Origin of the sequence: Streptomyces sp. NPDC051555, assembly GCF_044454405.1 — a bacterium.
Lineage (GTDB): Bacteria > Actinomycetota > Actinomycetes > Streptomycetales > Streptomycetaceae > Streptomyces.
The window spans coordinates 203,702-223,492 of record NZ_JBITDP010000008.1; the positions used below are offsets into that span (position 1 = coordinate 203,702).

A 19,791-nucleotide genomic window follows, 5' to 3' on the forward strand; every position below is an offset into this window, starting at 1 on the left:
ACAGGATGAACGGCGAGTCGAGAATGTGAACAGCAGTGAGGAGAACGCGGTGTCTGCAATGTCGGCGGGACGGTCAGCCCTGCGGATGGGACCCGCGGAGCTGGTACAGGCGGCGGCGATGGCCCGTCGCTTCTATCTGGAGGGCAAGTCCAAGATCCAGATCGCCGAGGAGTTCGGCGTGAGCCGCTTCAAGGTGGCCCGGGTACTGGAGACCGCCCTCGAACGCGACCTCGTGCGCATCGAGATCCGGGTGCCGGCGGAGCTGGACGCGGAGCGCTCCGACGCGCTGCGCGCCCGGTACGGCCTGCGGCACGCGGTCGTCGTGGAATCCCCGGCCGACGCGACCGAGGACGCCCCCGACCCGGAGAACCTGGGCGCGGTGGCGGCGGACCTGCTCGGCGAGCTGGTCAACGAGGGCGACGTACTGGGCCTGGCATGGGGCCGGTCCACCATCCACATGGCCGCCTCCCTGCACCGGCTGCCGCCGTGCACCGTGGTGCAGCTCACCGGCGTGTACGACGCCGGGACGGCCGAGCGCGGATCCGTGGAGGCCGTCCGCCGCGCCGCCCAGGTCTCGGGCGGGGACGCGCACCCCATCTACGCGCCGATGCTGCTGCCCGATCCGGCGACGGCCGCCGCGCTGCGGGGGCAGACCGGGATCGCACGGGCCTTCGAGTACTTCGACAAGGTGACGGTCGCGGCGGTGTCCATCGGGTCCTGGGAGCCGGGGATCTCGACCGTGCACGACATGCTGACCGACGAGGAGCGGGCGCACTACGCCTCGCTCGGCGTCGCCGCCGAGATGTCCGCGCACCTCTTCGACTCCGAGGGCCGCCGGGTCGGCCGCGACCTCGGAGAGCGCTGCATCACGGTCGAGGCGGACCGGCTGCGCCGGATCCCGGAGGTCGTGGCGATCGCGGGCGGCCTGCGCAAGGCTTCGGCGATCGGGGCGGTGCTGCGCTCGGGGCTGGTCACCAGCCTGGTGACGGACACGGCGGTGGCGGACTTCCTGCTGACCGAGTCGCAGCCGGGGCTGCGCCCCGCGCTGGAGCGCGCCGACCCGGACGACCTGGCGTAGCCGCGGGCTTGCTCGGGGCGCCTGCTCCGGGCGCCCGCGCCGTACGCCCGCGTCGGCCACCTGCCGCTCGCGATTCGCGGGCGAAACGGATATTTGACACCATCAGCGCATGATCTTCCGGACCGTGCCCCGCCAGCTGCTGCGTCTGCTCGGGGCTGTGTTCCTCTGCGTGGCCCTGGTGGGTACGGCGGGCTGCGCGGGGAAGAAGGACCCCGCGCCCCCGGGCGCCGCCGCCTCCGGCAGCTCGCCGAGCGGCTCCGCCTCCAGCGGCTCCCCGAGCCCGCGGGCGAGCGCCGCCCCGGGATGGGCGAAGGGGATGAAGACCGTCCGGGCGGCCGAGCTGCCCCCGCAGGCGCGGGACACGCTCGCCCTCATCGACAAGGGCGGACCCTACCCGTACCGGCAGGACGACACCGTCTTCGGGAACTTCGAGAAGCGGCTGCCGCAGCAGAAGCGCGGCTACTACCACGAGTTCACGGTGAAGACGCCGGGCTCGCGGGACCGCGGTGCGCGCCGGATCATCACCGGTCAGGGCAGCGAGTTCTTCTACACGGACGACCACTACGACACCTTCAAGGCGGTTCTCCGATGACCCTGGACCCGCAGGCGCTCGCCCCGGCCCTGGCAGCAGCCGAGCAGGCCGGCTGGATGGTCGTTCGGCTCGATCTGGACGGCGTGCGCAGCAAGGCCGATCTGATGGGGCGGTGCGAGCGGGCGCTGCGGCTGCCGGAGCACTTCGGCGGGAACTGGGACGCGCTGGCCGACTGCCTGATCGACCTGTCCTGGCTGCCGGCGGCGTCGGGGCGGCTGCTGGCCGTCACCTCCTGGCGCGGCTACGCGGCGGCCCGGCCGGGGGACTGGGAGACCTTCCAGGACGTCCTGGAGCAGGCCGTCGACTTCTGGCGGGGCTCCACCGAGGGCGTGCTGACCGTGCTGCTGGCGGAGCCGGGCGAGAAGCCCCGGCCGAAGCCGGGGCCGCCGCCGCGCCGCGGCTGACGCCCAGCGGCCGATGCGCGGCGGCCGCCGACCGGGCGGGGCTCGCCCCGCGCGGCCGCCGGCCGTGGCTCAGTCGTCCTGCGCCGCCTTCGGCACCCAGGGCGGGGTCTGGCCCCAGGACCAGATCGGGATCTTGGCCGCGTCCACCGGGGGCGGGTTGGGGCCCGAGTAGATCAGCGCCATCCGGGTGCCCCACTCGATGTAGTAGACGAACACCGCGCGGAACTCGGGGTCCGTCGGCAGACCGACCTCGTCGGCCGTGTCGAGGAGCAGGTCCACCCAGCGGCGGCGCTGTTTCTCGGTGATCGCGCGGCCGAGGTGCTTGGTGGCCATGTGCTGGTGGCCGCCGTGGTGGGCCGAGTACGCGGCCGGCCCGCCGAAGACCTCGGACAGCCAGGCCGCGACGTGCTGGGGGTGCTCGGCGTCCATGCCGGCGAAGACCGGCGCGAGGATCTCGTCCCGCAGGGCGTACGAGTAGAAGACGTCGGTGAGGCGGTTCATCGCCGCGGCCCCGCCCATCCACTCGTAGATCGTCGGCGTGCTCATGAGCTTCAGGAAGCCTTTCCCGTGCCCACGACATCGGTGACGAGGTAGTGCTGCATCTCCTCGATGGCGGTCACGTAGGGGCGGATCGCGGTGAAGAACGCCGGGAAGTGCTCGCCCTTGCGGAAGCCGTTCAGGTGGGCGTCGATCGAGGTCCAGCGGATCCGCAGGACGTAGCGCTCGGGCTCCTCCTCGCAGTGCGCCAGCTCGTAGTCGATGCACTCGGGCGAGGCGGCCAGGGCCTCGGCCGCCCGCCGGTACGCGTCCTCGAAGGCAGGCTGGTCGGCCGATGCGATCCGGTAGCGGATGTATTCGACGGTCGTGGTCATGGTGTGCGTGCCTCTCCCTGGGTTCGGGTGTTCGCGGCTACCCTTCCGCGATCATTGGTGCCCGGCCGCGCATTCGGTCATTCGTCCCCGGACTTCCTGGAGTCGGCGGCGTCGGGCTTCGCCGCCTCCGCCTGGTCGGGGCCCTGCGCGCGGACCTGCTGGACCTTCTCCAGCGAGCCCCGGAGATCGGCGAGCCAGGCGTCGGTGTTCTTCCCGACGAGCCGGACGCACCAGGCGAGCGCGTCGGCCCGGCTGCGGGCCACCCCGCCCGCGACCAGGGTGTCGAGCACGGCGCGCTCGGACTGGCGCAGGCGGGTCATCACGGGCACGGCGAGGTGGGTGAAGAGGGTCCGCTCGCCCTCCGCCTCGACCCCCCAGGCCACCTTGCGCTGGTAGAGCTCCTCGGCCTCGCGGGCCACCTCGATGCGCTGCTCGCGGGTGCGCTCGCGGAACTCCCGCACCGATTCCGTGGCCGGGATGCGGCCGACGACGGTGATCTCCTCGCGGTCGACCACCACCTCGACCAGCTCTTCGTAGACGTCGATGGGCAGGCGCTCGGCGAACCAACCCCGGAGCTGCTCGCGCCGTTCGGCTGTAATCATGTAATCAACGTTGCATCCGGTGGGTGCTTGATCGCAAGGCACCGGACCCCGCGCCCCCCGGATTTCGCTCTCAGCCCATCGAGCGGTAGCGGTGGATCAGGGACACCGCCATCGCGCCCTCGCCCACCCCCGAGGCGACCCGCTTGACCGAACGGGCCCGGACGTCGCCCGCCGCGAAGACCCCGGGGACGCTGGTCTCCAGCGGGTACGGCGCCCGTTGCAGGCTCCACTCGGCGGGCAGTTCGCCCCCGTTGGAGATCAGGTCCGAGCCGGTCAGCACGAAGCCGAACTCGTCCCGCTCGACCACCCCGGCCAGCCAGTCGGTGTGCGGGCGGGCGCCGATGAAGGTGAACATGAAGCGGGCCGGGACCTCGGTGTCCGCCCCGGTGTCCGCGTCGTGCAGGACGATCCGCTCCAGGTGCTCGTCCCCGTCGAGCGAGACCACCGTGGTGCGGACCCGGACCTCGATGTTGGGGGTCCGCCCGATCTCCTCGATCAGGTACCGGGACATGCTCTCGTCGAGCGAGGCGGCCCGGACCAGGACCGTCACCCGGGCCGCGTACTTGGCGAAGTGGACCGCCGCCTGACCGGCCGAGTTCGCCCCGCCCACGATGAACACGTGCTGCGAGATACAGGCCGAGCTCTCCGTCGTGGCCGCGCCGTAGTAGAGGCCCGCGCCCTCGAAGCGGTCCGCGCCCGGTGCCTGGAGCCGGTTGTAGGCGACCCCGGTCGCCAGCAGGACCGTCTCCGCGCTGATCTCCGTACCGTCGGCGAGGGTCAGGATCTTCGCCGGATCGTCCCGGGTCAGCGAGACCACCTCGACCGGGTGCAGGATCTCGGCGCCGAACCGGGCGGCCTGGATGGTGGCCCGGCGGGTCAGGTCCGCGCCGGAGAGGCCCGAGGGGAAGCCGAGGTAGTTCTCGATCAGGCTGGAGGTGCCCGCCTGGCCGCCCGGCGCCCGGGAGTCCAACATCAGCGTGGTCAGGCCCTCGGAGGCGGAGTACACCCCGGCGGCCAACCCCGCCGGGCCCGCGCCCACGATGACGCACTCGTAGTGCGGACGCGAGGCGGTGGTCGCCAGGCCCAGGCGGACGGCCAGCTCGGTGTCCGTCGGCGCGGAGAGCACCGAGCCGTCCGGGAAGCGGACGAGCGGCAGGGCGGCCCCCGGCTGTGCGGCGAGCAGGGTCAGCGCCTCGGGGTCACGCTCGACGTTGAGGAAGCGGAACGGCTGGCCGTTGCGGGTGAAGAAGTCCCGCACCGCGTGGGTGCCCGGGGCCACCAGGTGACCGGCGACGATGATCCCGTCGTAGGCGGGGCGGTAGGTGGCCAGCCAGTCCGACAGCAGGTCGTCCAGGACCGGGAAGAGCCGTTCGTGCGGCGGGTCCCACGGCTTGAGGAGGTAGTAGTCCAGGCGGACCCGGTTGATCGCGGTGATCGCCGCGTCCGTCTCGGCGTAGGCGGTCAGCAGTACGCGGCGCGCGTCGGGGAAGCGGGAAACCGCTTCGAGCAGGAACTCGACGCCCGTGACGTCCGGCATCCGCTGGTCCACCAGGAAGAGCGCCGGGTCGTGGCCGCGTTCGTCCAGGGAGTCGAGGATCTTCAGGGCGTCGGCGGCGGAGGAGGCGCCCAGCACCCGGTAGCGGTCCCCGTAGGCGCTGCGCAGGTCCCGGCGGACCGCCCGCAGCACCTGCGGGTCGTCGTCCACGGCGAGGATGACGGGCTTGCGGCTCTCCGCCCGGGCGGCGCTCGCCGCGGCCGCGACGGCGGTGGAGGTGGGGCCGTTGGACGCGGGGCCGGAGGCGGGCGCGGTGCCGGAGGCGGGCGCGGGGGTCCCCGGGGCCGCGCTCACGCCGGGTCCAGCATGAGCCGGTCGGCGTAGCACCAGGCCCAGTACTCGCCGGGCTCGTGCGAGGCGGCGATCGGGTGGCCGGAGGCCCGGAAATGGCGGGTGGCGTGCCGGTGCTTCGAGGAGTCGCAGCACCCCACGTGGCCGCAGCCGAGACACATCCGCAGGTGCACCCAGCCCTCGCCCAGGGCGAGGCACTCCTCGCAGCCCTCCGCGGAGGGCTTCACCGGACGTATCTGATCGATGTGTGCGCAACTACCGTCCATCGGCCCGTCCTCCTTCTCGACCTTGATCCGGCCTCGAACGACGATAGGGCGGGCCTCGGGGAGTGGTTCATGGATTCGGCCGAAGTCATGAAGTCCGGCGGGTACTTCATGAACTCACCGGACGACTTCGTGAGGTGCCCGCATGACCTGGGCCGCTACCTCACGTAGTCGCACACAGGCGCTTTGACGCGGGCTCGCGGCGGAAGCAGTGTGGGGAACGCCAACGACAACAGGCGGCGCCTGGAGGAATCCGTGAGCAGAAAGATTCTGGTCATTGTCTCCGAACACGGTTACTGGGCCGAAGAACTGATAGGGCCCGTTTCGAAGTTCGACGAGCGGGGCTACGACGTCGTATTCGCCACCCCGACCGGAAAGCGCGCGCACGCACTTCCACCGAGTCTCGACGCGCACTACATCGACCCCCCGCTGGGGCGCTCGGTCACCACCGAGGAGAACGCCCGGCTGGGGCGCGAGTTCGAGCAGTCGAGCCGGCTGGACTCCCCGCTCGACATCGAGGCGTGGGCCCCGGAGCGCCCGTACACGAGCGACGAGGGCTACCTGCGCAAGCTGGAGCAGTACCACCGCGACCTGGACAAACTCCAGGCCGACATCGACGGCTACGACGCCGTTCTCATCGTGGGCGGCAGCGGACCCATCGCCGACCTCGCCAACAACGAACGCGTCCACGCCCTGATCCTGGCCTTCCACAAGGCCGGCAAGGTCGTGGCCGCCGAGTGCTACGGCGTGGCCTGCCTGGCCTTCGCCCGGGACTGGGGCGACCGCCGCAGCATCATCCGGGGCAAGCACGTCACCGGCCACTGCAAGGAATACGACTACAAGGACGGCACCGGTTTCCTCGGTACCGATTTCAACATGGGCCCGCCGCCGTACCCGCTGGAATACATCCTGCGCGATGCCACGGGCCCGCGCGGGGCGTACCACGGGAACTTCGGCAAACCGGTCTCGGTGATCGTCGACCATCCCTTCGTGACCGGCCGTTCCACCCCCGATTCCTATCTCACGGGGCAGAAGATCGTGGAAGTCCTGGAGGACGGTCTCACCCGGTACGGATGGTAGTCGGGCGGATCGCTCGGCAACCCGTGTGAATCGAGGGGGAATTCATGGAAGCCACTCCCGGACGGGAAAGGCTGATCGAGCAGTTCAAGGCCGACGGCCTGACGGTGATGTTCGGAAATCCCGGGACCGTGGAACAGGGATTCCTCGACGCGGCCGACGCGGCGGCGGACTTCCGCTACGTCCTCGCCCTCCAGGAAACGGTGGCAGCGGGCATCGCCGACGGCTACGCCCGCGCCACCGGCGGTCCGGCGCTGCTCCAGCTGCACTCCGGCGTGGGTCTGGGCAACGGGATCGGCATGCTCTACCAGTCCCTGCGCGGTCACACCCCGCTCGTCGTGGTCGCCGGTGACGCCGGGGTCCGCTACGACGCGATGGACGCGCAGATGGCCGCCGACCTGGTCGCCATGGCCCGGCCGGTCACCAAGTACGCCACCCGGGTGACCGATCCGCGCTCGGTGCTGCGCACGCTCCGGCGGGCCGTGAAGATCGCCCTGACCCCGCCGCGCGGCCCGGTCTTCGTGGCGCTGCCGATGGACGTGCTGGACGAGCTGAACGCCGAGCCCGTCCTGCCCGCCACCGTTCCGCTCACCGATGTGGCGCCCTCGCCCGCGTCGGTGGGCCGGGCGGCCGAGCTCCTCGCGGCGGCCGAGCGGCCCGTCGTGCTCATCGGCGACGGGGTCGCCCTCTCCGGGGCGCAGGCCGAACTCGTGACCGTCGCCGAGCTGTTGGGCGCCGACGTGTACGAGGTCGACTCCTCGGAGGTCAACATCGCGGCCTCGCACCCACTGCGGCGCGGGCAGAGCGGCCACATGTTCGGCCCGCACAGCAGGGAGCTGATCGCCGGCGCGGACGGGGTGCTGATCGTCGGCACCTACGTCTTCCCGGAGGTCTTCCCGGAGCTGGAGAGCCCCTTCCGGGCAGGCGCCAAGGTCGTCCACATCGACCTCGACGCCTACGAGATCGCCAAGAACCACCCCGTGGACCTCGGCCTCGCCGCCGACCCGAAACGGGCGCTGCGCGCGCTGGCCGGCGCGCTGGAGCAGCTGCTCACCCCGCAGCGGCGGGCGGCCGCGGCCGCCCGGCTGGACGCCCGCACCCGGGAGCGGGCCCTGGCGGCCCGCGACCCCGGGCCCGGGGACGGTACGCCGATGGCCGTCTTCCTGCGAACCCTGGCCGAACGGACCGGGGGCGACCTGATCGTCTTCGACGAGGCGCTGACCACCTCCCCGCTGGTCACCCACTACCTGCCCGCCGAGCGGCCGGGGGACTACCACCTCACCCGGGGCGGCTCCCTCGGGGTCGGCTTCCCGGGGGCGGTCGGCGCCAAGCTCGCCCGTCCCGACCGGACCGTGGTCGGCTTCGCGGGCGACGGCGGGTCGATGTACACCTACCAGGCCCTGTGGACCGCGGCCCGGCACGGCATCGAGGCGAAGTTCGTCGTGTGCAACAACCGCAAGTACCGGCTGCTGGACGACAACATCGCCCAGTACTGGCGCGAGCGGGCCATTCCCGAGCACGGTTTCCCCGACTCCTTCGACCTCTCCCGCCCCGAGATCGACTTCGCCGCCCTGGCCCGGGCGCTGGGCGCGGGCGGGACGCGGGTGGAGAAGCCGGACGAGGCGGCCGCGGCCGTCGACCGGATGCTGGCGCACCCGGGCCCGTTCCTCGTCGACGTCCAGATCTGAGCACGCCGTGCGCGCACGTCATCCGAGCACGTTCGTTCCCGCCCCCGCCCCACCGACAAGGAGGAGACAGGCATGTCCGTCGAGCGGCTGACCGAGGACGCGATCCGCGCGTTCACCGACCGGTGGTACGTGGCCCTGGACCAGCACCTTCCGCTGGACCGGGTGCTCGCCCTCATCACCGCGGACCTGGAGTTCAAGGTCCCGGAGGACACCTTCCTCGGCCACGAGGGCTTCGGCCGCTGGTACGCGGCCGTCACCAACCGCTTCTTCGACGAGGTGCACACCGTCACCAAGGTGGAGCCCGTCATCGAGGGCGACCGCGCGGTGGTGCGCGTCCTCGTCAACTGGCAGGCCAAGATCTGGGACCCGCCGGGCGCCCGCAGCCAGTGGCTCGGCTTCGACGCCGACCAGACCTGGACGGTCGTCGCCGCTCCCGGCGGCCCGCGCATCAAGACCTACACCGTCGACCAGCTGGCCCCGATGCCCGGTTCGGGCGCGCTCTGAGGCCCGGTACCGGGCCCGAGGAAGGACACGAGCGATGACCGAAGTGACACGGGAGCGGGTCGAGTCGGCCTACCGGGCGCTCGGCTCGGGAGACCGCGCCCGGATCCTGGAGTACTACGCCGAGGACCTGCGCTGGCTGGTCCCGGGCAACCACCCGCTGGCCGGTTGGTACGAGAGCCTGGACGCCTTCCTGGAGCTGATGGGCCAGACCCACAAGCTCACCGGCGGCACCTTCCGCATGGACATCGACGCCGTGCTCGTCGGCGAGGACTGCAGCGCCGACCTGTGCCGCAACGTCGCCCGGCGCGAGGGCGCGGACCCCGCGGGCACGTCCCCGTACGAGCGGATGGACTACCCGGTCTTCCACTTCATGCGCTGGCGGGACGGCCGGATCGTCGAGGGCCGCGACGGTCTCTTCGGCGACTCGGCGACCGCATTCAGCCAGTTCTGGGCGCCCTTCGCGCCGGACGGAACCCGTAGGGACCGATAGGGGGATGAGCGCGATGGACGCACGTCAGATCCTGACGAAGTACTACGAGTACGCCAACGCCGGTGACTGGGACCGCTGGTGCGACCTCTTCGCCGACGACCAGGTCATGGACGAACAGCTCGCCGGACACGTCGAGGGCCTGGACACCCTGCGCTCGATGATGAAGGGCATGGGCGCGATGTACCGCACCTTCCGCAACGAACCCGTGCACTTCGTCCTCGACGGGGGAGGGGAGAAGGCCGCCGCCGTCTCCCACCTGAGCGCCGTCAGCGCCACGGGCGAGGCCGTCGAGGCCGAGGTCATGAACTTCTTCCGGATCGTGGACGGAAAGATCGCCTACATGGCGAACTACCACGACACCGTCCCCTTCCAGGTGCTGGGTCAGGACTGAGGGGGCCACCGGTGGACAGCAGAGCGCGCGCCGGGTCCCGCGGCGGGACCGGCAACGAGGAAGCGTACGACTACGTCGTCGTGGGAGCGGGCACCGCGGGCAGCGTCCTGGCCAACCGGCTCTCCGAGGACCCGGACGTCACCGTCCTCGTCCTGGAGGCGGGCGGACCGCGGATCCCGCCCGAGGTGGACGACCCGTCCTCCTGGTACAAGCTGCTGGGCGGGCCCGTCGACTGGGGCTACACCAGCGTCCCGCAGCCCGGGCTGGACGGCCGCCGCACCTACGAACCGCGGGGCAAGGCACCCGGCGGCAGCAGCAACCTCTACATCATGATGCACGTCCGGGGCCACGCCTCGGACTTCGACAACTGGGCCTACCAGGGCGCCGCGGGCTGGGCCCACGAGGACGTCCTGCCCTACTTCGCGCTGCTGGAGGCACAGGAGGACCGCACCGCCGCCACCACCGGCACCCGCGGCCCCCAGCGCGTCACCCACGCCGGGCGGCACGACCCCAACCCCGTCTCCCGCGCCTTCATCGACGCGGCCGTGGAGCTCGGCCATCCGGAGATCGAGGACTTCAACACCGACGGGCCCCGGCGCGGCCTCTTCGGCACCGGCTGGCACCACATCGACGTCGCCGACGGCCGCCGCCAGGGAGCGCTCGCCGCCTACCTGGAACCCGCCCTCGACCGCTCCAACCTCACCCTGCGCACCGGCGCCCAGACCACCCGGCTGCTCTTCGACGGGGACACCTGCACCGGCGCCGAGTACGTCCAGAGCGTCCCGGCGGCGGACTTCCCGGGCCGCGACGTGCGCGACGTACACCTGAGCGCCGCCGCGCCCGGCACGCACACCGTCCGGGCCCGGCGCGAGGTGATCGTGGCGGCCGGGGCGATCGAGTCCCCGAAGCTGCTGCTGCTCTCCGGGATCGGGCATCCGGACCGACTGCGCCCGCACGGCATCGCGGTCACCGCGGCGCTGCCGGGGGTCGGCGAGAACTTCCACAACCACGTCCTGACGGGCCTGATGGCCGAGGTCACCCAGGAACTGCCCGCGCCCGCGCAGAACCTCTCCGAGAGCGCGCTCTTCCTGTCCTCCCGGCCGGGCCTGCCCGCGCCGGACCTCCAGATCGCCTTCGTCCACGTCCCGTTCGACGTCATCGTCGGCCAGGACCATCCGCACACCGTCTCGATCCTGCCCGGGGTGGTCCGGCCCGTCTCGCGCGGCTGGATCCGGCTGGCGAGCGCCGATCCGCTGGCCCACCCGCTGATCAACCCGAACTACCTGGGCGACCGTTGGGACCTGGAGCGGATGGTGCAGGGCGTCCGGGTGGCCCGCGAGATCTTCGCGACCTCCGCCTTCTCGCCCTGGTACAAGCAGGAACTCCAGCCGGGTCCGGGCGCCGTCACCGACGAGGACCTGCGCCGCTTCGTGCGGCAGAAGGCGGAGAGCTACCACCACCAGGCCGGCTCCTGCCGGATGGGCGTCGACGACCTCTCCGTGGTCGACCCCGAGCTGCGGGTGCACGGCGTACGGGGCCTGCGCGTCGTCGACGCGAGCGTCATGCCCGCCGTGCCCTCGGGCAACTGCCACACCGCCATCGCGATGATCGCCGAGCGCGCGGCGGACTTCCTGAAGGGGGCTTCCCGTGTCTGACGCCGTGCTGCGCGAGGGAGCGCTGTCCGGGACCCGGATCGCGGTCCTGATCGAGAGCGACTTCTACGAGCCGGAGATCTTCTACTACGGCCGCCGCTTCGCCGAGGAGGGCGCCGAGGTCGACTTCCTGACCCGGCTGTGGGGCAACGACTCCCTCACCTTCACCGGCCACGAGTACCGGGCGCCCTTCACCGCCGACCACAGCCTCGAAGGGCTCGACGACGAGCAACTGCGCGGCTACGCGGCCCTGATCGTGCCCTCGGGCATGGTCGCCGACCGGCTGCGCTACACCGAGGACGTCGACCGGCCGGCCCCCGCCACCGAGCTGCTGCGCCGGGCCTTCGAGGAACCGACGGTCCTCAAGGGGATCATCTGCCACGGCATGTGGCTGGCCTCCTCGATCCCCGAGAAGGTCCGCGGCCGCAAGGTGGTGTGCCACAACAACCTGATCGGCGACGTCCGCAACATGGGCGCGCAGTACGTCGACGAGGACGTGGTCGTCGACGGAGACCTGGTCACCGGCCGCACCGGCGCCCACCACCACCTCTTCGCCCGCCGGATCATCGAGCAGATCGCCGCGGCGCGGGGTCGGGGGACCGTCCCCCAGCCACCGCCGGGAGGTGCCCCCTGATGGACGCGAGCCTGCGCTTCTCGCACGTGGGTCTGAACTGCGCAGACCAGAAGACCACCGAGGAGTTCTACACCCGGTACTTCGGCTTCGCCCGGGCCCGCGTGGTGGACCTGGGGGACGCCCGGATCGTGTTCCTGCGCAAAGGGGACGCGTACCTGGAGCTCTTCGGCTCCGCCGACGGGCCGGCCCGCCCGGCGCACGAGGACGGCCCCCGGGCCCCGGGGCGGATGCGCCACCTGGCCTTCCAGACCGACAGCGTCGACGCCTTCCTGGCAGACCTGGGGGACGCGGCCGAAGTGACCCTGGGGCCACTGGACTTCGACGACTTCATCTGCGGCTGGCGCACGGTGTGGTTGCGCGACCCCGACGGCGTGATCGTCGAGGTCAGCCAGGGATACGAGGACGAAGACCGTTCAGTGACCGACCGCTCTCCCGACAAGGACGGTGCATGACATGGCGGACGCCGTGAGCTTCTCCTTCTCCGACACCATCGCGGGCTACGTCGGCCGCTTCGACTCCACCACCCGCACCCTGCGCCTGAACACGGCCGACGGCCGCACCTTCGAGGTCTCGCTCGCCGGGGACCCCAGCGCCGAGTTGGTCCGCAATCTGGACGAGCCGTACGTGGACGCCTCCGGGCACATCGACGAGATGCTCTCGCCGGGCCGCTTCCTCTACGTCTACGGCGTGCACTATCCCGAGGCCGGGGGCCGGTTCGAGGCGAAGCGGCTGGTCTTCCTCGGCCGCGGCGCCGAGGACTTCCGCTTCGAGGAGCCGAGCTGGTGGGTCAAGCAGATCGAATCGCTGGCCTCCTTCTACCGGCGCGCCCAGTTCGGCGACGGCCCGGTCGACTTCGCGCAGTACCGCACGGAGATCCGGCTCGGCGGCGACAAGACGGCCAGCCACGTCCAGGAGACGGACACCATCTCCCGGCTGGTCTACGGCATGGCCTCGGCCTACCTCCTGACCGGCAAGGACGAGTACCTGGAGGTCGCCGAGCGCGGCACCGAGTACCTGCGCAAGCACATGCGGGTCGTGGACAGCGAGGAGGACGTGGTCTTCTGGTACCACGGCATCAGCGTCGACGGGGACAGCGAGCGCAAGCTCTTCACCTCGGAGTTCTCCGACGACTACGACGCGATCCCGATGTACGAGCAGATCTACGCGCTCGCCGGGCCGATCCAGACCTACCGGATCACCGGCGACGTCCGGATCAAGAACGACGCGGACGCCACCATCCGGCTGTTCGACAAGTTCTTCCACGACGGCGAGCTCGGCGGCTACTACTCGCACATCGACCCGATCCTCTTCAGCGCCGACCACGAGTCGCTGGGCGAGAACCGCGAGCGCAAGAACTGGAACTCCGTCGGGGACCACGCGCCCGCCTACCTGATCAACCTGTACCTGGCGACCGGCGAGCAGAAGTACGCCGACTTCCTGGAGTACACCTTCGACACCATCGCGGACCGCTTCCCGGACTACAAGAACAGCCCCTTCGTCCAGGAACGCTTCCACCGCGACTGGTCCCACGACACCACGCACAGCTGGCAGCAGAACCGCGCGGTCGTCGGCCACAACCTCAAGATCGCCTGGAACCTGATGCGGATGAACTCCCTGAAGGCGAAGCCCGCCTACGAGGAGCTGGCCCGCCGGATCGGCGAGATCATGCCGGAGGTCGGGAGCGACCTCCAGCGCGGCGGCTGGTACGACGTCGTGGAGCGCCAGAAGGTCGGAGACGCCCAGACGTATCGTTTCGCCTGGCACGACCGGAAGGCGTGGTGGCAGCAGGAACAGGCCGTCCTGGCCTACCTCATCCTGCACGGCACCCTCGGCGACGAGGACTTCCTGCGCGAAGGCCGCCAGGCCGAGGCCTTCTACAACACCTTCTTCCTCGACCACGACGAGGGAGCGGTCTACTTCAACGTGCTGGCCAGCGGCACGCCGTACCTGCTCGGCACCGAGCGGCTCAAGGGCAGCCACTCGATGTCCATGTACCACTCGGCGGAGCTCTGCTACCTCTCCGCCGTCTACAACAACCTGCTGATCAACGGCCGGGAGATGGACTTCCACTTCCAGCCCGACCCGGCGGGCCTGCCCGACCGCGTGCTGCGCGTCTCGCCCGACCTGCTCCCCGCCGGCTCGGTCCAGGTCGCGTCCGTCGAGATCGACGAGAAGCCGTGGACGGACTTCGACGCGGACGGCCTCACCGTGCGGCTGCCCGACGTCCAGGGGCGGGTGAAGGTCAAGGTCCGGCTGCGGCCGGTGAACCGATAGCGCTCAACGGGGGGCGCCCCAACACGAGGGGAAGAAGACCATGACACTCAGCGTCAAGGAACGCCGGAACAAGACGGGCACCGTGCTCGTCGCCACCGGCGAGATCAACAGCGAGACCTCCGGGTCCCTGCTCCAGTCGCTGCTGCCGCTGGTCCGCGAGGGCCGTCCGCTGCGCATCGACCTCACCACCGTCACCTACGTCTCCAGCGCGGGCCTGCGGACCCTGCTCGTCGTCTACCGCGAGGCCCAGCACGCCGGGGTCGCCGTCACCCTGTACGGGGTGAGCGAGGAAGTCCGGTTCGTCATGTCGGCCACCGGCTTCCTCGACTTCTTCGAGACCGGCGAAGCCGCCGCGGCCGCCGCGAAACCGGCCGTGCGATGAGCGGGAGCAGCTCCGAACAGGTCCTGCGCGTCGACGCCTACCCGACCCACGAGGTGGGCGGGTACGGCGTCCGCGCGGGCAAGCCCTTCCCCTTCGGGGCCAACGTGGTCCCCGGCGGGGTCAACTTCTCCGTCTTCTCCGACCAGGCCACCTCGATGGCCCTGGTCCTCTTCAAGCGCGGAGAGCCCGAGCCGATGGCCGAGCTGGACTTCCCCCAGGAGTTCCGCACCGGCAGCGTCTTCTCCATGACCGTCTTCGGCCTCGACCACGAGAACATCGAATACGGCTACCGGGCCGACGGCCCCTTCGACCCCGTCACCGGGCACCGCTTCGACGCCCGGCAGATCCTCTCCGACCCTTACGCCCGGCTGATCAGCGGCCGCGACGTGTGGGGCGTGGAACCGGACCGCGACCGGGCCTACCAGTACCGCTCGCGCGTCTGCCTCCAGGACTTCGACTGGGGCGACGACACCCCGCTCCAGATCCCCGCCACCGACCTCGTCGTCTACGAGACCCACGTGCGCGGATTCACCCGGCACCCCTCCTCGGGCGTGACGGCCCCCGGCACCTTCGCGGGCCTGCGCGAGAAGATCCCGTACCTCAAGGAACTCGGGGTGAACTGCATAGAGCTGCTCCCCGTGTTCGAGTTCGACGAGAGCGACAACCCGCGCTCCAACCCGGAGACCGGCGAGCACCTCTTCGACTACTGGGGCTACAACACCGTCTCCTTCTTCGCCCCGAAGGCCGGGTACGCGGCGACCGGACGCTACGGCATGCAGGGCGACGAGTTCCGCACCCTGATCAAGGACCTGCACGCGGCGGGCATCGAGGTCATCCTCGACGTCGTCTTCAACCACACCGCCGAGGGCAACGAGTTCGGCCCGACCATCTCCTTCAAGGGCCTCGACAACGCCACCTACTACATGCTCACGCCCGAGGGTTACTACTTCAACTTCAGCGGCACGGGCAACACGGTCAACTGCAACCACCCGGTCGTGCGCAACTACGTGCTCGACTGCCTGCGCCACTGGGTCGCCGACTACCACATCGACGGCTTCCGCTTCGACCTCGCCGCCATCCTCGGCCGGGACCTGGACGGCACCCCGCTGCCCAACCCGCCCCTGCTGGAGATGCTCGCGTACGACCCCGTGCTGCGGCACACCAAGCTGATCGCCGAAGCCTGGGACGCGGGCGGCCTCTACGAGGTCGGCAACTTCCCGGCCTACGGACGCTGGGCGGAGTGGAACGGCAAGTACCGCGACACCGTCCGCAGCTTCCTCAAGGGCGATCCCGGCCTCACCGGGGAACTCGCCACCCGGATCGCCGGTTCGCCCGACCTGTACACCGGCCGCGGCACCGCCGCCTCCGTCAACTTCCTCACCGCGCACGACGGCTTCACGCTGGCCGACCTGGTCTCGTACAACGAGAAGCACAACGACGCCAACGGCGAGTACAACAACGACGGCGCCAACGACAACCAGAGCTGGAACTGCGGCGCCGAGGGACCCACCGACGACGTCGAGGTCAACCGGCTGCGGCTGCGCCAGATGAAGAACGCCCTCGCCATCCTCTTCACCAGCCAGGGCATCCCCATGCTGCTGGCGGGCGACGAGGTCGGCCGCACCCAGCAGGGCAACAACAACACCTACTGCCAGGACAACGAACTCTCCTGGTTCGACTGGGACCAGGTCGAGGACAACGCCGAACTGCTGCGCTTCGCACGCCAGATGATCGCCCTGCGCATGCACCACCGCGAGCTGCGTTCCACCGAACACCCCACCGGCCTCGTCCGCGACCACGTCGGCCTCCCGGACATCAGCTGGCACGGGGAGCGGGCCTGGCAGCCCGACTGGTCGCCCGACAGCCGCCTGCTGGCGGTCGCCCGGTGCGGGCCCGCGGACGACGACGTCGTGTACGTCGCCATGAACGCGCACTGGGAGGCGCACGACCTGGAGCTGCCCGCCCTGCCCGGGCACCGCAGCTGGCACCTCTTCGCCGACACCGGCGCCACCGCCCCGCACGACATCCGCTCCCCGGGCGGCGAGGCCGTCCTGGAGAACGCCGGCAAGTACCTGATCGGTCCGCGCTCGGTCGTCGTCCTGGTCGGCCGCGCACCGGATCCCGAGACGTCCTGACCGCACGGCCGAAGGAGACCTGACATGCCGCTTTCCGTGTCCTTGAGCATCGAGGGCGACACCACCGTGATCGAGCTGGCGGGCGAACTGGACGCCAACACCGCACCCGACTTCCACCAGACCATCGAGAAGGCCGCCGGGCACGGCACGAGCACCGTCGAGATCCGGATGGCCGGCGTCGGCTACATGGCCAGCGCCGGGCTGCGTTCCCTGGTCTTCGCCCAGCAGAAGGTCGCCGGCCACGTCACCATCCGGGTCGTCGGCGCGATCGAGCCGGTCTCCCGGACCATCCGGACGGCCGGCCTGGACCGCAGCATCATCCTCTCCGATGAGTGAGGGCGACGCCCATGGGCGCTAGCCCGCACCGCGGGACCCGTCTGACCGAACCGGCCACCGCCGAGCTGCACGTCCCGGCCACCCTCGGTTCGCTGACCGCCATCGCCCAGTTCGTCCGGGCGGTGGCGGTGGCGGCCGGACTCGACCGGGGGGCCGCCTACCGGCTGCGGCTCGCGGTGGACGAACTGGCGACGAACATCGTGACGCACGGGTACCGGGGCGGCGAGGGGCGGATCACCGTCCTGGGCCGCGCCGGGGCCGGGCGGGCGAGCATCGCCTTGGAGGACGGGGCGCCGGCCTTCGACCCGGTGGCCGGCCGGCTGCCGCCCGCCACCGAGCTGCCGCCCGAGCGCAGGCGGATCGGGGGCCTGGGCATCCACCTCGCCCTCACCAGCGTGGACGACTTCGGCTACGTACGCAGGGAGGGCCGCAACATCAGCACGCTGACCGTCCTCGCGGGCCCGCGGCCGCAGCGATGACACCCATGCAGGCAGAGGGGACCGGCCCATGCCCTCCACGACCGTGATCGTCCTAGAGGCGCACCCGCCGCCGCCCCCGGAACTGCTCGCCGCCCTGGCGGCGATGGACGCCGCCGTGGTCGGCCGCACCCTGTCGGAGCTGCTCACCGGACCGCTGGGGGCGCTGCCCGTCGCCGACGTGCTGCTCGCCCCCGCCGAGGTGGCGGGCGAGTCCGTGCGCACGGTCGTGCGCAGGCTGCGCCGCTGGGCCGGAGCCCCGATCGTGGTCGTCTGGACCGTGGGCGGGTTCGCCTCCCTGGAGGAACACGTGCGCATCGGCCACGACTACCTCGTCCCGCCCTTCCTGCCCGCCCTGGTGGCGGCCCGGCTGCACACCTGCTCCGAGCGCGCCGAGCTCGGCCGCACCCTGCGCGAGGCCGATGCCCGCGCCGAACTCATGAGCTACGAGAAGGAGTTGGAGATCGGTCGGGAGATCCAGGCCGGCTTCCTGCCCGAGTCCCTGCCCGTGCCCGACGGTTGGGAGATCGACGTCCGCTTCCGGCCGGCCCGACAGGTCGCCGGGGACTTCTACGACGTCTTCGAGATCTCCCACCGCCGACGCCTCGCCGTGGTCGTCGCCGACGTCTGCGACAAGGGCGTCGGTTCGGCCCTCTTCATGGCCCTGATCCGCTCGCTGCTGCGGCACACCGCCGAGAACAGCGGCCTGCAGAACCTGGTCGCCGGCGGGCGCGCCGGCAGCAGCAGGCGCATCCCGGTCGTCGGCGCCACCCCGCTGCTCAACGCGGTCACCGCGACGAACGGCTACCTCACCCGCAACCACCTCCGGCAGGGGTACTTCGCCACTCTCTTCTTCGGCGTCCTCGACCCGCACACCGGCAGCCTCGTCTACATCAACGGCGGCCACAACCCGCCCCTGTTGCTCAGCGCGAACGGCTCCACGCCCAGGCCCCTGGAGGTCACCGGACCCGCCGTCGGGGTGCTGCCCGACTGCGTCTACACCCTCGGGTACGCCCAACTCGACCCCGGGGACACCCTCTTCATCTTCACCGACGGGGTGCCCGAGGCCCGGTGCCCGGACGGCACCTTCCTCGGCGACGCGCGCATGCTCGACCTGCTCTCCCGCACGCCGCTGCGCGGCCGGGACCTGCTGGACCGGATGGACACCGCGGTACGGGAACACACCGGGAGCGCGGAGCAGCACGACGACGTCACCATGCTGGCCCTGCACCGGCCACCTGCGGCGCGGGGGCCGCACGGGACCGGTGGCGGGGACGCCGGACCGGCCGAGCGGGCGGTGGCCTGATGGCCCTGACCGTCGTGGTCCACTCGCACCGCGGCGGCACCGGCAAGTCCACCGTGCTGGCCAACCTGGCACTGCTGCTCGCGGGCGCGGGCCGCCGGGTCGGGGTGGTCGACACCGACCTCCAGTCGCCCGCCCTCGACCTGCTCTTCCGGCTCGGACCCGGTCCGTCGCTGACCGACTACCTGCTCGGCCGGTGCGAGATCGAGGCCGCGGCCCAGCAGGCCGGCGTCCCCGGGCTGTACGTCGTACCCGCCAGGACCGGCAGCGCGGCCCTGCGGGAGATCATGACCGCGGGTTACGACGTCGGGCTGCTCCCGGAGGGCTTCGACCGACTGGCCTCCTCCTTGGCCCTGGACGTGCTGCTGCTCGACACCCACGCCGGACTCAGCAACGAGTCGGTCACCGCCATGGCGAGCGCCGACGTCCTCTTGATCCTCGCGCGCGCCGACCGGATCGACCTCTCGGGGGTCGAGGAGACCATCGCCCTGGCCGGGCGGCTCTCCTGCCGGCGGGCCCTGGTGATGAGCATGGCCCCGCAGGGCGTGGATCCGGTCCGCTTCCGGCGCTGCGCGGAGGAGGTCTACGGAGCGCCCCTGGCCGGAATCCTGCCGTACGCACCGGAATTGGCCGCGCTGTACGGCGAACGCATATTCGCCGAAGCCCATCCCGACCACCCCATGGTCGGTGAATTCCACACCATCATCTCGGTACTCGACGCACGTGACGAAGTATCACGTGCCTGAGGGCACCCCCCTTACGCCCCTTGCGGGCGGCGTGTTGAATCGGCAG

23 protein-coding genes are annotated in these 19,791 nt (G+C 71.2%); 18 read left to right on the plus strand and 5 right to left on the minus strand.

Features of this window, described 5'->3' with window-relative positions:
• Nucleotides 1-25: 25 nt before the first annotated feature.
• The 3 genes from ACIBEA_RS19080 to ACIBEA_RS19090 all read left to right on the plus strand — a co-directional run bounded on the left by ACIBEA_RS19080 (nucleotide 26) and on the right by ACIBEA_RS19090 (nucleotide 2,074).
• Nucleotides 26-1,078, plus strand: coding sequence for a sugar-binding transcriptional regulator (locus ACIBEA_RS19080; RefSeq protein ID WP_385777521.1), 1,053 nt, complete (start codon nucleotides 26-28; stop codon nucleotides 1,076-1,078).
• A 109-nt stretch (nucleotides 1,079-1,187) separates the two neighbouring features.
• Entirely contained in the window at nucleotides 1,188-1,670 is a 483-nt protein-coding gene (locus ACIBEA_RS19085) for a ribonuclease domain-containing protein (protein WP_399262303.1), read from the plus strand.
• Complete coding sequence (locus tag ACIBEA_RS19090) at nucleotides 1,667-2,074, plus strand: barstar family protein (protein WP_399262305.1); 408 nt, start codon at nucleotides 1,667-1,669, stop codon at nucleotides 2,072-2,074. The genes ACIBEA_RS19085 and ACIBEA_RS19090 overlap by 4 nt, the downstream gene beginning before the upstream one ends.
• 69 nt (nucleotides 2,075-2,143) lie before the next feature.
• Here the strand turns inward: ACIBEA_RS19090 and ACIBEA_RS19095 are convergent, their stop codons facing one another.
• From ACIBEA_RS19095 to ACIBEA_RS19115, 5 genes are all read right to left on the minus strand, one after another.
• Complete coding sequence (locus tag ACIBEA_RS19095) at nucleotides 2,144-2,620, minus strand: group II truncated hemoglobin (protein WP_399262307.1); 477 nt, start codon at nucleotides 2,618-2,620, stop codon at nucleotides 2,144-2,146.
• 5 nt (nucleotides 2,621-2,625) lie between these two features.
• Nucleotides 2,626-2,946, minus strand: a complete 321-nt coding sequence (locus tag ACIBEA_RS19100; protein ID WP_385777529.1) for a putative quinol monooxygenase — start codon at nucleotides 2,944-2,946, stop codon at nucleotides 2,626-2,628.
• 77 nt (nucleotides 2,947-3,023) lie between these two features.
• Nucleotides 3,024-3,548 (minus strand): hypothetical protein, encoded by a 525-nt coding sequence (locus ACIBEA_RS19105; protein WP_399262309.1) that lies wholly within the window; start codon nucleotides 3,546-3,548, stop codon nucleotides 3,024-3,026.
• Between the two features lie 70 nt (nucleotides 3,549-3,618).
• A complete protein-coding gene (locus ACIBEA_RS19110) occupies nucleotides 3,619-5,253 on the minus strand; it encodes an FAD-dependent oxidoreductase (RefSeq protein ID WP_399262491.1) in 1,635 nt (544 codons plus the stop codon).
• Nucleotides 5,254-5,393: 140 nt separating this feature from the next.
• A complete protein-coding gene (locus ACIBEA_RS19115; RefSeq protein WP_399262311.1) occupies nucleotides 5,394-5,660 on the minus strand; it encodes a UBP-type zinc finger domain-containing protein in 267 nt (88 codons plus the stop codon).
• 252 nt (nucleotides 5,661-5,912) lie between these two features.
• Between ACIBEA_RS19115 and ACIBEA_RS19120 the strand changes: the two genes are divergently transcribed.
• The 15 genes from ACIBEA_RS19120 (at nucleotide 5,913) to ACIBEA_RS19190 (ending at nucleotide 19,745) form a co-directional block, all read left to right on the plus strand.
• Entirely contained in the window at nucleotides 5,913-6,737 is an 825-nt protein-coding gene (locus ACIBEA_RS19120) for a type 1 glutamine amidotransferase domain-containing protein (protein ID WP_399262313.1), read from the plus strand.
• A 44-nt stretch (nucleotides 6,738-6,781) separates the two neighbouring features.
• Nucleotides 6,782-8,422, plus strand: coding sequence for a thiamine pyrophosphate-binding protein (locus ACIBEA_RS19125; RefSeq protein ID WP_399262315.1), 1,641 nt, complete (start codon nucleotides 6,782-6,784; stop codon nucleotides 8,420-8,422).
• Between the two features lie 72 nt (nucleotides 8,423-8,494).
• Nucleotides 8,495-8,926 carry a nuclear transport factor 2 family protein gene (locus tag ACIBEA_RS19130; protein ID WP_399262317.1) on the plus strand — a complete coding sequence of 144 codons (432 nt, stop codon included), beginning with the start codon at nucleotides 8,495-8,497 and terminating at the stop codon, nucleotides 8,924-8,926.
• A gap of 34 nt (nucleotides 8,927-8,960) precedes the next feature.
• Nucleotides 8,961-9,416, plus strand: coding sequence for a nuclear transport factor 2 family protein (locus ACIBEA_RS19135; protein ID WP_399262319.1), 456 nt, complete (start codon nucleotides 8,961-8,963; stop codon nucleotides 9,414-9,416).
• Between the two features lie 13 nt (nucleotides 9,417-9,429).
• On the plus strand, nucleotides 9,430-9,807 hold the full coding sequence (locus ACIBEA_RS19140; protein WP_399262321.1) for a nuclear transport factor 2 family protein: 378 nt from the start codon (nucleotides 9,430-9,432) through the stop codon (nucleotides 9,805-9,807).
• 11 nt (nucleotides 9,808-9,818) lie between these two features.
• Nucleotides 9,819-11,462: a GMC family oxidoreductase gene (locus ACIBEA_RS19145; protein ID WP_399262323.1), complete on the plus strand. Its 1,644-nt coding sequence runs from the start codon at nucleotides 9,819-9,821 to the stop codon at nucleotides 11,460-11,462.
• A complete protein-coding gene (locus ACIBEA_RS19150) occupies nucleotides 11,455-12,093 on the plus strand; it encodes a DJ-1/PfpI family protein (protein WP_399262325.1) in 639 nt (212 codons plus the stop codon). Before ACIBEA_RS19145 ends, ACIBEA_RS19150 begins: the two co-directional genes overlap by 8 nt.
• Nucleotides 12,093-12,545 (plus strand): VOC family protein, encoded by a 453-nt coding sequence (locus ACIBEA_RS19155; protein ID WP_399262327.1) that lies wholly within the window; start codon nucleotides 12,093-12,095, stop codon nucleotides 12,543-12,545. Before ACIBEA_RS19150 ends, ACIBEA_RS19155 begins: the two co-directional genes overlap by 1 nt.
• A 1-nt stretch (nucleotide 12,546) precedes the next feature.
• Nucleotides 12,547-14,367 carry an AGE family epimerase/isomerase gene (locus ACIBEA_RS19160; RefSeq protein ID WP_399262329.1) on the plus strand — a complete coding sequence of 607 codons (1,821 nt, stop codon included), beginning with the start codon at nucleotides 12,547-12,549 and terminating at the stop codon, nucleotides 14,365-14,367.
• Nucleotides 14,368-14,407: 40 nt separating this feature from the next.
• Nucleotides 14,408-14,749 carry an STAS domain-containing protein gene (locus tag ACIBEA_RS19165; RefSeq protein ID WP_399262331.1) on the plus strand — a complete coding sequence of 114 codons (342 nt, stop codon included), beginning with the start codon at nucleotides 14,408-14,410 and terminating at the stop codon, nucleotides 14,747-14,749.
• On the plus strand, nucleotides 14,746-16,884 hold the full coding sequence (glgX, locus tag ACIBEA_RS19170; RefSeq protein WP_399262333.1) for a glycogen debranching protein GlgX: 2,139 nt from the start codon (nucleotides 14,746-14,748) through the stop codon (nucleotides 16,882-16,884). Before ACIBEA_RS19165 ends, glgX begins: the two co-directional genes overlap by 4 nt.
• Before the next feature lie 24 nt (nucleotides 16,885-16,908).
• Nucleotides 16,909-17,220, plus strand: coding sequence for an STAS domain-containing protein (locus ACIBEA_RS19175; protein ID WP_399262335.1), 312 nt, complete (start codon nucleotides 16,909-16,911; stop codon nucleotides 17,218-17,220).
• Nucleotides 17,221-17,231: 11 nt separating this feature from the next.
• Nucleotides 17,232-17,699 carry an ATP-binding protein gene (locus tag ACIBEA_RS19180; protein WP_399262337.1) on the plus strand — a complete coding sequence of 156 codons (468 nt, stop codon included), beginning with the start codon at nucleotides 17,232-17,234 and terminating at the stop codon, nucleotides 17,697-17,699.
• A gap of 28 nt (nucleotides 17,700-17,727) precedes the next feature.
• Complete coding sequence (locus ACIBEA_RS19185) at nucleotides 17,728-19,002, plus strand: PP2C family protein-serine/threonine phosphatase (protein WP_399262339.1); 1,275 nt, start codon at nucleotides 17,728-17,730, stop codon at nucleotides 19,000-19,002.
• Nucleotides 19,002-19,745, plus strand: coding sequence for a MinD/ParA family protein (locus ACIBEA_RS19190; RefSeq protein WP_399262341.1), 744 nt, complete (start codon nucleotides 19,002-19,004; stop codon nucleotides 19,743-19,745). The genes ACIBEA_RS19185 and ACIBEA_RS19190 overlap by 1 nt, the downstream gene beginning before the upstream one ends.
• Nucleotides 19,746-19,791: the final 46 nt, after the last annotated feature.

Excerpts from the sequence above, each read along its gene's own strand:
- ACIBEA_RS19085 (WP_399262303.1), top strand. The coding sequence starts at position 1,188 with ATGATCTTCCGGACCGTGCCCCGCCAGCTGCTGCGTCTGCTCGGGGCT.
- ACIBEA_RS19090 (WP_399262305.1), top strand. The coding sequence starts at position 1,667 with ATGACCCTGGACCCGCAGGCGCTCGCCCCGGCCCTGGCAGCAGCCGAG.
- ACIBEA_RS19095 (WP_399262307.1), bottom strand. The coding sequence starts at position 2,620 with ATGAGCACGCCGACGATCTACGAGTGGATGGGCGGGGCCGCGGCGATG.
- ACIBEA_RS19100 (WP_385777529.1), bottom strand. The coding sequence starts at position 2,946 with ATGACCACGACCGTCGAATACATCCGCTACCGGATCGCATCGGCCGAC.
- ACIBEA_RS19105 (WP_399262309.1), bottom strand. The coding sequence starts at position 3,548 with ATGATTACAGCCGAACGGCGCGAGCAGCTCCGGGGTTGGTTCGCCGAG.
- ACIBEA_RS19115 (WP_399262311.1), bottom strand. The coding sequence starts at position 5,660 with ATGGACGGTAGTTGCGCACACATCGATCAGATACGTCCGGTGAAGCCC.
- ACIBEA_RS19125 (WP_399262315.1), top strand. The coding sequence starts at position 6,782 with ATGGAAGCCACTCCCGGACGGGAAAGGCTGATCGAGCAGTTCAAGGCC.
- ACIBEA_RS19130 (WP_399262317.1), top strand. The coding sequence starts at position 8,495 with ATGTCCGTCGAGCGGCTGACCGAGGACGCGATCCGCGCGTTCACCGAC.
- ACIBEA_RS19135 (WP_399262319.1), top strand. The coding sequence starts at position 8,961 with ATGACCGAAGTGACACGGGAGCGGGTCGAGTCGGCCTACCGGGCGCTC.
- ACIBEA_RS19140 (WP_399262321.1), top strand. The coding sequence starts at position 9,430 with ATGGACGCACGTCAGATCCTGACGAAGTACTACGAGTACGCCAACGCC.
- ACIBEA_RS19155 (WP_399262327.1), top strand. The coding sequence starts at position 12,093 with ATGGACGCGAGCCTGCGCTTCTCGCACGTGGGTCTGAACTGCGCAGAC.
- ACIBEA_RS19160 (WP_399262329.1), top strand. The coding sequence starts at position 12,547 with ATGGCGGACGCCGTGAGCTTCTCCTTCTCCGACACCATCGCGGGCTAC.
- ACIBEA_RS19165 (WP_399262331.1), top strand. The coding sequence starts at position 14,408 with ATGACACTCAGCGTCAAGGAACGCCGGAACAAGACGGGCACCGTGCTC.
- glgX (WP_399262333.1), top strand. The coding sequence starts at position 14,746 with ATGAGCGGGAGCAGCTCCGAACAGGTCCTGCGCGTCGACGCCTACCCG.
- ACIBEA_RS19175 (WP_399262335.1), top strand. The coding sequence starts at position 16,909 with ATGCCGCTTTCCGTGTCCTTGAGCATCGAGGGCGACACCACCGTGATC.
- ACIBEA_RS19180 (WP_399262337.1), top strand. The coding sequence starts at position 17,232 with ATGGGCGCTAGCCCGCACCGCGGGACCCGTCTGACCGAACCGGCCACC.
- ACIBEA_RS19185 (WP_399262339.1), top strand. The coding sequence starts at position 17,728 with ATGCCCTCCACGACCGTGATCGTCCTAGAGGCGCACCCGCCGCCGCCC.
- ACIBEA_RS19190 (WP_399262341.1), top strand. The coding sequence starts at position 19,002 with ATGGCCCTGACCGTCGTGGTCCACTCGCACCGCGGCGGCACCGGCAAG.